General features: G+C 69.8%; 9 protein-coding genes and 1 pseudogene. 1 reads left to right on the top strand and 9 read right to left on the bottom strand.

Annotated elements, in window-relative coordinates; translation table 11 throughout:
• A partial coding sequence (locus tag QNO09_RS39310) for a transposase (RefSeq protein ID WP_283975013.1) occupies positions 1-279 on the bottom strand: 279 nt, incomplete at its 3' end.
• Between the two features lie 79 nt (positions 280-358).
• On the opposite strand from QNO09_RS39310, the gene QNO09_RS39305 reads away from it, so the two are divergent.
• A complete protein-coding gene (locus tag QNO09_RS39305; RefSeq protein WP_283975012.1) occupies positions 359-2131 on the top strand; it encodes a tyrosine-type recombinase/integrase in 1773 nt (590 codons plus the stop codon).
• A gap of 58 nt (positions 2132-2189) precedes the next feature.
• On the opposite strand, the gene QNO09_RS39300 is transcribed toward QNO09_RS39305, so the two are convergent.
• From QNO09_RS39300 to QNO09_RS39265, 8 genes and pseudogenes are all read right to left on the bottom strand, one after another.
• Positions 2190-2819: a class I SAM-dependent methyltransferase gene (locus QNO09_RS39300; RefSeq protein WP_283975017.1), complete on the bottom strand. Its 630-nt coding sequence runs from the start codon at positions 2817-2819 to the stop codon at positions 2190-2192.
• Between the two features lie 108 nt (positions 2820-2927).
• Positions 2928-3077, bottom strand: a pseudogene (locus QNO09_RS39295) (DUF317 domain-containing protein); the annotation flags it as partial.
• A gap of 186 nt (positions 3078-3263) precedes the next feature.
• Positions 3264-3911: an HAD family hydrolase gene (locus QNO09_RS39290; RefSeq protein ID WP_283975011.1), complete on the bottom strand. Its 648-nt coding sequence runs from the start codon at positions 3909-3911 to the stop codon at positions 3264-3266.
• The gene (locus tag QNO09_RS39285; RefSeq protein ID WP_283975010.1) at positions 3908-5059 is read right to left on the bottom strand and encodes an MFS transporter; all 1152 of its coding nucleotides are present in this window, start codon (positions 5057-5059) and stop codon (positions 3908-3910) included. Before QNO09_RS39285 ends, QNO09_RS39290 begins: the two co-directional genes overlap by 4 nt.
• Entirely contained in the window at positions 5056-6312 is a 1257-nt protein-coding gene (locus tag QNO09_RS39280; RefSeq protein ID WP_283975016.1) for an ATP-grasp domain-containing protein, read from the bottom strand. The genes QNO09_RS39285 and QNO09_RS39280 overlap by 4 nt, the downstream gene beginning before the upstream one ends.
• 186 nt (positions 6313-6498) lie before the next feature.
• The gene (locus QNO09_RS39275) at positions 6499-8295 is read right to left on the bottom strand and encodes a vWA domain-containing protein (RefSeq protein WP_283975009.1); all 1797 of its coding nucleotides are present in this window, start codon (positions 8293-8295) and stop codon (positions 6499-6501) included.
• Positions 8292-9434, bottom strand: a complete 1143-nt coding sequence (locus QNO09_RS39270; RefSeq protein ID WP_283975015.1) for an AAA family ATPase — start codon at positions 9432-9434, stop codon at positions 8292-8294. Before QNO09_RS39270 ends, QNO09_RS39275 begins: the two co-directional genes overlap by 4 nt.
• A gap of 184 nt (positions 9435-9618) precedes the next feature.
• Positions 9619-9840 carry a hypothetical protein gene (locus tag QNO09_RS39265; protein ID WP_283975014.1) on the bottom strand — a complete coding sequence of 74 codons (222 nt, stop codon included), beginning with the start codon at positions 9838-9840 and terminating at the stop codon, positions 9619-9621.
• Positions 9841-10114: the final 274 nt, after the last annotated feature.

Genomic DNA, 10114 nt, shown 5'->3' with positions numbered 1-10114 from the left:
CGCGTCCCGCCCCAGCTCCTCGCGGACCCTCACGCGCAACCGGTCGTGGAACTCCTTGACCAGGGCGTTGTCGCGCCAGCGGCGGAAGAATGCGTAGATGCGGTCCCACGGCGGGAAGCCGGCGGGCATCGCCCGCCACTTGATCCCGTTGTCCACGAGATACCGGATCGCATCGAGCATGGTCCGGTGGCAGTACCCCTCCGGCCGGCCACCCCGGCCGCGCATCCAGCCCGGCACCGGCAGCAGCGGGCGGATGACGGCCCACTCCCCGTCCGTCATGTCCGTCGGGTAGCGAGGCTTCCGCGTCCCGTTGTCGGCGGCGTTTCCGAACCGGTGAGCCAGGCAGTCACACTCCCAGGTGACCGCGCTGGACTGCCCGGCCATCGGCACGCAAGACTGCTGCACCAGGGCCTCCTGCTGCTCGGTGATTCGACACCAACGAGCTGTTCAGGAGGCCCTGTTCGTATGCGCCCAGCGCCCCGCGACCACCCGATCGGGACTCCCGTTCGACGCGCATCTCTCAAGATCGAAAAGACAACAGCTTCTGAACAACTTGTCCCGGCACCTGGCCAGCAACTTCTGGGGCGACCTGGAACAACATCACCCGGGAATCGACTCTCTCCACCTGGCGCCCGAGGTGAGCGCGGCCTGGAAGCAGAGATGCCAGACCCGCATCGAACGGCGTCGCCAGCCAGACGGCAAAGTGCGTGAAGTAGTGACCGGACGGGCCAATGTCGCCAGCATCATGATCTCCGTCCGCGCGTTCTATCTCGACATCGCCCAGTGGGCTATCGATGAGCCGGCGCGCTGGGGGCCGTGGGCGGTACCGAGTCCGATCAAGGACGCGGATGTCGCCGTCGTCAAGGACAACAAGCGGCGCAAAGCTCGGATGGACCACCGGACGCGGGAACGACTTCCGGCTCTGCCCGCTGTCGCCCGAGCGGCTTCAACATGCCTGAAAGAGGCCAAAGCCCGACTACAGGCTCTGATGGACACCCCGCCAGGTGGTCAGTTCGCTTTCGCGGGCGCCACCTTCAGGCGGGCAGCGAAGGATGGAACGACCTGGGCGGTGAACATCGCCACCGGCCGGCGCGTTGACCTGGGGCTCGCGGAGAGTCGCGCGTTCTGGGCCTGGGCGATGGTCGAGTTTCTTCAGCACACCGGTGTCCGCATCGAGGAGATGCTGGAGGCCAGCCATCACAGTCTGATCCAGTACAGACTGCCTACCACTGGCGAGATTGTCCCCCTCCTGCAGATCGCGCCGTCCAAAACCGATGAGGAACGAGTCATCCTGGTCAGCCCGGAGCTCGCCGATGTGCTCAGTGCGATCATCGCCCGTGTCCGCGACCCACGCACCGGTGCCGTCCCCTACGTCTCCAGCTATGACATGGCCGAGAAGACCTGGAATCCCCAGATGCCACTGCTTTTCCAGTGGTGCCGCAGCGGCGAGAGCTCCCGCCTCTCCCCGAAGCTCCTGCGCCAAGCGCTCCAAGAGGTGATGGCCTCCACGAATCTGACCGACTCAGCCGGACAGCCCTTGGACTTCTCGCCCCATGACTTTCGGCGGATCTTCATCACCGATGCCATTCGCAGCGGCCTTCCCCCGCACATCGCGCAGGTCATCGCCGGGCACACCAGCGTCAACACGACCATGGGATACAACGCCATCTACCCCGGCGAGGCCATCGAAGCCCATCGCGCGTTCATCGCCCGGCGCCGAGCACTCCGCCCCAGCGAGGAATACCGAACCCCCACCAACGAGGAATGGGATGCCTTCCTCGGGCACTTCGAGCGACGCAAACTGTCCATCGGAATCTGCGCTCGCGCATTCGGAACTCCCTGCATCCACGAACACGCGTGTATTCGATGCTCCATGCTCCGACCGGATCCGGCTCAGAGACACCGCCTCGTCGAGATCCGCGACAACCTGATCGCCCGAATCACCGAAGCAGAACAGGAGGGATGGCTCGGTGAGATCGAAGGACTCCAAGTCAGCCTCGCCAGCGCAGAGGAGAAGCTCATCCAGCTCGATGCAGAGCAAGCCCGCCAACGCCGAGTGATCGATCTGGGCATGCCCAGCTTCAGCCAGATCGCGACACGAATCAGTACGGCAAGAGGACCTTCAAGTTAGCCGAGCCTCATCCACGCGGATGATCTACACCACCCCGGCGCAGGCCACGACCCTCGCTCTACGGGCGGCGGGCCAGCAAATGAGTGTCGAGGAAACCCCGCTCGGAAGCTGGGTCGTGGAGCAACCGAGCAAATGTCACGAGACCGGCACCGGCCAGCAACTCGGCGAACTGCTCCGCCGGCCAGCTATAGGCGGGCGTCACCTTGTGGTCGAAGCGAACCGGCTCCGGTCCCTCAGTCCCGAAGAAGGACACCAAGAGCAAACCCCCTGGTGCCAAGGCACGCACCTGCTCGGCGAGCAGCGCGGGCAATTCTCCAGGTGGGGTATGGATCATCGAGTAGTGGGACAGCACTCCGCCCAGCGCACCGTCCTCGACCGGCAGGGCCTCCATCCGCGCTTCGTCGAACCGCAGCGCCGGATGGGCCCGCCGGGCGTGGGCGACCATGGCTGGGGAGAGGTCGAGCCCGAAGGCGTCCAGCCCCAAATCATGCAGCATCGCCGTCACATGACCGGGGCCGCACCCGACGTCAGCTACCCGCAGGTTCCCCGTGCCACGCACGAGCTCGGCGAAAGTGCCGATCATGTTCCGCGCGAACGGGTGCGTCTCCAGCCCATTGGCGAACATCGACGCGTACAGATCGACGACCCCGTCGTAGGCCGCCCTCGTCTCGTCCTGGTGTCCTAACACGGGAAGGAAACTAACACCCGCGCCGTTCGCAGCCGTTCTCCGGCCCCACACCGGTTCCCTCGGGACTGATCGTCCGGTCACCTGATCACGGGACGCTCTCGTTAGTTTAGAGAAGAACTCGGTGGGGACGCGGTCGTTGAAACAAACCCCCCACGCCGGCGGCCCGAACGAGTCCTTGTAGGCGTTGATACGCCAGAGCCCGTCGTCCTCGCCCTCGGGCAGGTAGCCCAGGCGCACGCGACGGTCGGGGGCGGTCACGTACACGTTGCCGAGGTCGTCGTGCTGGAGGTCCCAGCCGAGGTCGAGCAGCGGGGCGAGGGCGGGGTCGCCGGTGTAGGTGGCAGAGGCGAGATGGCGGGGGGAGACGTAGACGTCGCCGTCGATCTCTTCGGTGTCGGGCACGAATGTCCTGGGGTCGCGGTGGTGGGTGGGGCGGCATGCGGGTCAGAAGAAAGGGCTGTTGGCCGGGGTGGGCAGCAACTGCTGTTCTAGATCTGCGGGTTGGCCGGTGTAATGCAGGGTGCGCAGACCCAGCTCGGCGGCGGCCCGGCAGTTGTCTTCGCGGTCGTCGACGAAGAGCACGCGCCCGGGGTCGGTGACGCCGGTGGCGGCCAGGGCCTGTTCGTACGCGGCTGGATCGGGCTTGCACAGGCCCAGGCGGGCGGAGTACAGGGCGTCGGTCATCAGCTCGCGCCGCCAGTCGGTGGCGTCCAGGACGTCGCTGAGGTGGGCCGGCGCGTTGGAGAGCAGCACCATCGGCAGCCCTGCGGCGCGGGCGCGGTACAGGATGTCGAGGACGCGCGGGTCGGTGCGGGTCCACATGGCGGTATCGGCGGCGCGCAGGGTGCGCAGCCACCGTGAGCCGGGGTGGTGACCGAGGACCTTGGCCCAGTAGGCGAGATCGCTCAGTTCGCCTGCGTCGTAGGCGTTGCGGGGTGCCCAGAAGGCGTCCTGGAAGGAGGGGAGGTGTCGGTGGGGCCACTCGGCGAGGTCGGCCAGGCGGGTCCACATGCCGGTGCTGGGCTGGAGTCCGAGGACTCCGTTGTAGTCGAGGATGGCAGCGTCCAGGCCCGCCAGGGCGGTGGGGGTCAAGGGGTGGTGTTCTCCAGGGCGCGGTGGGCGAGGGCAGCGACGACGGCTGCGAGGAGGGCGGGGAGCAGCAGGGCCGTGGACAGGGTGGTGGCGCTGGCCAGGGCGCCGATGAGGGCCGGTCCGGCGAGGAGGCCGAGGTAGCCGGTGGCAGTGACGGTGGCCACGGCCTTGGCGCCACTGGCTCCGGCCGCGGTGATGAGTGAGGGGACGGTGGTGGACAGGCCGAGTCCGAAGACTGCCCAGCCGGTCAGCGCCAGCGGGGTACTGCTCCCGATGACGCCGATGGTCAGTCCAGCTGTGGCGAGAACGGCTCCGGCCCGTACGATCGCCGGGGCGCCGAAGGCGGCGGTGAGCCGGTCACCGGTCAGCCGTCCCGCGGCCATGGCCGCGCTGTACAGCGCGAACGCGGTGGCGCTCGCGGCCGTCGGGGCGCCCAGGGTGTGCAAGTGCACGGCGGCCCAGTCAGCGGCGGCACCCTCCCCCAGCAGGCTCGCAGCGGCCAACGCGGCCAGAAGCCAGAGCTTTCCCGGCGACGGAAGCAGAGGCAGCTCCCCATCACTGACGCGCACTGTGGGATGGTCTGCGCCGCTCAGGCTTCGGGTGAACGGCACCGCAGCGACCGCGACGCCGGCCAGGAGGGCGCCTGTTGCGGTGAAGAGTGTGCTGTGAGGGGCCTGGGCGGTGAGGGCGGCCAGGGCGGCGCCGGCGAGGGCGCCGAGGGAGTATGCGGCGTGAAGGCCGGACATGATGGGCCGGCCGAAGGCGTTCTGGCAGCGGACGGCCGCGGTGTTGGCGGCTACATCAAGGACGCCGTGCGCGAGGCCGAACGCGAGAGCCGCCGCCAGCAACGCGGACAGGCTCTCGCCTTGGCCCACGAGGACGAGGCATCCGGCCAGGGCAAGGGACCCAGTGGTGAGCAGAGCCGGTAGCCGCGCCGGGCGGGCGTAGCGGCCTCCGAGCTGAAGCCCTGCGACCATGCCGACGGCAGCGGCCAGCAGAACCAGGGCCAGCCCTGCGGTGCCGAGGTGGGCAGCCTGCTGCACGGCGGGCATCCGGGCGCCCCACACCGCCATGATGGCCCCGAGGCCGAGGAAGTACCCGGTCAGCAGCACCCGGCTATGCCGGTCAGTCGCAGACACCGCGCTCACGCCGCAGCGCTGCGGGTGCCGGAGGCCAGGTCGAGGACCGCGGTGACGGCACGAGCGGCCCGGTCGGCACGTGCACGCGCCTCCTGGCCGGTGGTGGCGGTAGTGATGAGGTAGCCGATCCGGCCGGTGTACAGGTTTCCCCCGTCGGCGGGGAGGAGGAGCTGGTCACCGGGGCGGCACTGGAAGTGCACCCGGTCCAGCCAATGCGGGCGGGGCCCGTCGTAGGTGAGGTGGCTGAGGGTGCCGGAGGCGTCCGGGTAGAGCAGCCGGATGGCGGCGGCCGAGGACCTGGTGGGCGTGAGGTCGGGGGCACGGTCGCAGGCGATGTCGGCGGCGGCACGGACCAGGTCGATGCCGGTGGCGAGACGCACGAGGTGGCCGATCATGTCTCCGGCCAGGCGGGCGTTGACCTCGATGAGGCGGGGCCTGCCCTCGACGAGGCGCATCTCGATGTGGCTGACGCCGTCGGTGATGCCGAGGGCGTTGATCGCCGCCCGGGCGGCCGGCGCGACGGCCTCCCGGAGCGGGTCGTCGGCGTCCACGCTGTGGGCCAGCTGTTCGAAGTGCGGCGGAGGGCTGATGGTCTTGCGGTTGACCGCGACCACCGTGGTGGCGCCGCGGTAGGTGACGCACTCCACGGAGATCTCCGGCCCGTCGAGGAACTCCTCGACGAGCACGCGGGTGCTCTCGGTGCCCTGGCCGGCCGTCCGTTCGGCTGCCTGGTAGGCAGCCGTGAGCTGGTCACGGTCGTCGACGCGGCGCACGCCGATGGCACCCGCGTGTGAGGCAGGCTTCAGCACCACGGGGTAGCCGATCCGTTCGGCGGCGGCTTCGGCCTCCTGACGGCTACTCACGCTCACCGAAGTGGCTGAGGGCACGCCGTGGCGGGCGAACAGCGACCGAGCGGTGGCCTTGTTGCGGCACCCCTGCATCACTTCGGGTGCGGTAGTGGGCAGGCCGAGCTGGCGCGCGAGGCGGGCGGTCGGGACCACGCTCCACTCGTCCCAGGTCATGACACCGGCGAGGTCGTGGCGTCCGGCCAGGGCCCGGCCCCCTGCCAGCAGCGCGGCAGGATCGCTGAGGTCCACGACGACGTGATCGGTGATGTGCGGCTTCTCCCACGACGGTTCGGTACCGGTGAGCAGCACGACGTCGTAGACGTCGGCGACCTGCTCAAGGCAGTAGCCGCGGTAGTTCTCGTCTCCGGGAGCGACGACAAGTACAACAGGGGCCCCCGGGGAATTCCGTTTGATGGGCGTTACGTTCGAGGTCGGGCTGCCGGTCTGGGGCTTCAAATCGAGTGCCTTTCGTTGGCGGTTGGGGTGGTGGCCTGCGTCGTTGCGGAGGGTCGTGCATCAGATGCACGATTCATGCGGCGGACGGGGTGGTCTGGAGTGCTTGGCGGTGGTCTCGGGGACGCTTCCGCCTTCTGCGTCGTCTCAGCGCGTCCTGCGGATGGCGTCTGTGGCCGCCGTGGCGATGGCGACGGGAGCGCTGGAGGGCTGGGGCAGGTGCAGCAAGATGGTCCCCGGCAAGTGGCGGGACTCCGCGGTGAGGGTGAGCTGTAGTACAGCGCAGCCGGCGGTCGTGAGCTGCTTGACGCGGGTGACGGCTTGAGCGGTTTCGTCGCTGCCGTACCGGGCGTCGGTGACGATCACGAGGAGGCGGCCGGCGCCGGGGCGGCGAAGTTCGAGGCCGTGGTCGAGTGCGTCGATGGCGTCGCCGAGGTTGTGGTGGCCGCCGGTGGCATCGAACGTCGTCACGCGCTCTGGTGCTCGGTGGGTGGGTCGGGTCAATGCGGTCAGGTGCCTGTCGTAGGCGATGGTGGCGGTACGGGAGTCGGGGTCGGTCAGGGCTGCTGCTCGTGCCACGATCCAGGCAGCGGACGCGACGGGCGCGCAGGCGGCACGCATGGAGCCGGAGACGTCGACGGCGATACCCACACGCAACGGTGGGGTGGGGGAGTTCCGGCGGCGGGTGTGGGTGAACGGTTCCGCGGTGGGGACCGACCCGGCCGCACGCTGAGCGTCGCGGGCGAGGGCCGCTCGCATGTTGAGGCGGCCGGGCGGGGTGGGGCCGGTGGTCCGCTCCTCGGTCCGCTCGCGGTAGGCGGCGGCACGCAGGGCGCGGCTCAGGCGCGCGGCGGCCTTCTGCTCGGCGGCGGTGGGCCTGCGGGTGCCGGTGACCGGGTTGCTACGGGGCGCCGGTGTGCCGTCGGGGTTGACGGTGCCACGGGCGGTGAAGACCGACTTGGCGGTGGCGGCGGCTTTGCGTCGCTGGCGGGCCCGCTGGGCGCGGTCCTGAGCCTGCGACTTGGACTGCGCGGCCATGGCGTTGGCCGCTGCGGCCTGTGCCGCGAGGTCGGCGGCGTCGGTGGCTGCCGTGCTGTCCATGACGACCCCCACGGCGCCGGACAGCAGATCGGTGAGGTTCTCCGGCACGGGCAGGGCGGGGGCCGCGGCGTCCAGAGCGTCGCACCATTCTTGACCGCGCGCGAGCATGGTCGTGGCGTCGTGGTCGGCGCACTGGTGAGCTGCGGTCCAGATGCGGGTGAGGGTGGTCAGCAAGTCTGCGCCCAGCACCTTTTCACACAGATCGGCGACGGCCCGGGTCTCGCCGGCGTCCAGGATGCCGACGTCACGGCGGCCGAGGATCAGGGCCGCCACGGCGGCGGCCTGCTCGATGCCCTGGAGGGTGGGGTGGGCGATGTCGGGCATGACCAGGGTTCGGGCACTGGTGCGCAGGTACGTGCGGTCCGTGGGCCGCGTGATCAGATGCGCGCCTTCGACGCGGCTCTCCTCCAGCAGGAGCGCGGCCTCGACGACACGGGGGTCCGCTCCGGCAGGCTGTGTCCAGACGGAGTGAGCCGCGTGCGCGGCCTCGTGGACGAACACTCCCCAGGCGGCGGGATACCGCTCCTCGTCGCCCACGATCCGCGGATGGATCTCGTGGGGCTGGAGCGGGGCGAACAGGCCGGCGTCGAACTCGACCTCACCCAGGGTGGGGAAGAACGCGGCCGGTGCGCCGCTGCGCGTGCCGGGGCGGCAGGTGACGAGGAGGTCGTTGCGGCCGGAGAGGGCGACCAGCCGGTCGCCGAGTTCGGCTCCCACGCGCAGCCACGCGGCCGGGGAGGAACGAGGTTGCGCGGGCGGGGCGCCGTCGTCGTCCCAGCGCGCGAGATCGGCCTCGTCGTCCCGGGTGGTGGTCGGGGACTGGACGTGGTGGTGGGCGCTCATCGCGAGCGGCCCCGGTGTGCGGAGCCGGTGCTGGCCGGCGGCTGCCGGACGGCTGAGGCGGGGAGCTGCTTGCCGAGGGTGAGGGGCGCGATCTTCTTGACTCCGAAGGTCTTGATGACGGCGGCGGCGACGGCGTCGCGATCCTCCACAGGAGCGATGCCGACGAGGTTGGCGAGCGCGGCCTGGGTGCCGAGGACGGCCTCGGTCTTCTGGTAGCTGAGCAGCTCACGCAGTTGGGGGGCCCAGCCCAGTTCACCCAGTTCGACCTGGTGGGCGAGGTGTCGGGCGACCCGGACCACCCGGGCATCGATCCTTAGCGCCTTGGCGAGGTCGTAGTCGGTGCCGATCTGGATCTGCACGCTGAACCGGCTTGCGAGCGCCTCCGTCAAAACGGCGCCGTGCACGCCCGGATTGTGGCCCGCCACCACGTAGAAGCCCGGCTCGGCCTTGATGGTCTCGCCCTTGTGGGCCTTGACCTGGATCTGCCTGCGCCCGTCCATCGCGGGATACAGCGCCGCCAGGACCTTCGGTGAGATCAAGGTGGCATCGTCGATCAGCAGGGCGCGGCCCTCGGTCATCGCGGTGACTAGCGGACCGTACTGGAAGACGTAGCCGCCAGCGTCGTCCTGCGTGTACTCGCCGATCAGATCGCCGACCGTGGTGTCGCCGTCACCGGCGACGGTGAGCAGGTCCGGGAACGCCGCCTCCACCAGCGACGTCTTGCCGGTGCCCGGAGGGCCGTAGAGCAGCACCGGCACGTCGGCGTCGCGCAAGCGATTCAACGCCTCGACGTCGGGCAGATCGGCCAGCTCCCGGGGGTGGTAGACCTGACCCCCCGCACGGCGGATCGGGCCGGTCTGCCCGGGCGTGGCTGCTGCGGTAATGGTCGTACGAGCCGTGGCCGCCTGGGCGCGGGGAGAGTGGGTGCCCGGTGGGCTGATCACAGCGGTCTGCGCGGCTGCGGCGGTTTTCGCGTTCGCGCGGAACTCCGGCTGTCCGGTTCCGCCTTGGTCGGCCTCGCCGCGTCGCACCAGGGTGAGGGCAGCGTTGCGGACGGCGCCGTGGGAGTGACCCAGCTGCCGGGCCATGTCCCCGATGGTGTGCGTGTCCGCCGGCCGGTCGGCCAGCAGTCGGGCCACCTTGGCCCGTAGTTCGCCGCCCTTGGTGCGCGCTGGACTGGTAGGCGCTCCGGGTGTGGTCAAAACGAGGCCCCTTCAACAGGTGCGGCGCAGGCGGGGTTGGCGATGCGCTGGAGAGGCTGCCCGCTTTCGGAGCGGATCAGGGACTGTGCCGACATCGGCGACCGGGGCATACCGTCGGCGCTCACCGGCCGACCGAGGGCTCGGTCCAGGTGCACGGGATGGCCGGCGACGAGCAGCTTGCTGACTGCCGAGCAGGCCCGTGCGTCCGCTCCGTACCGGATTCCGTCGCTCGGCAGGCGCAGCCTGGCGTCTCTTCGAAGCCGTCCTGGAGCAGGATCCGCCGGGCGGCGGCGTTGTAGCCGGTGGTGGTGATCTCACCGGTGATGGTGTGCCGGATCGGCATGAACGGCTCTGCTGGTGCTTCGGGCAAAGCGAATCTCCTATCGGTGGTGGCGGGAAAGTGGTGGAGTGTTGGGCGAAGGTGAGGCGGGCCCGGAGCTTCCAGCACATCAACGGTGCGTGGCTGGACCACGAACGATGGGCAATGACTGCCGACATGCTCCAGGGCGGGCCTCACCGCCTCGCAGCTACCTGACTCGCTTTTCCGCACGTTCTGAGTGGGCGGTTCGTGAGCCTATGGGTGGTTCTGGCGTCGCCTGATGGTGTGGGCGAAGCCG

It is taken from the genome of Streptomyces sp. 378, from assembly GCF_030124145.1.
Classification (GTDB): domain Bacteria; phylum Actinomycetota; class Actinomycetes; order Streptomycetales; family Streptomycetaceae; genus Streptomyces.
Note: the sequence above shows the minus strand (reverse complement) of the source record. Positions and strands in the feature narration are given on the sequence as shown.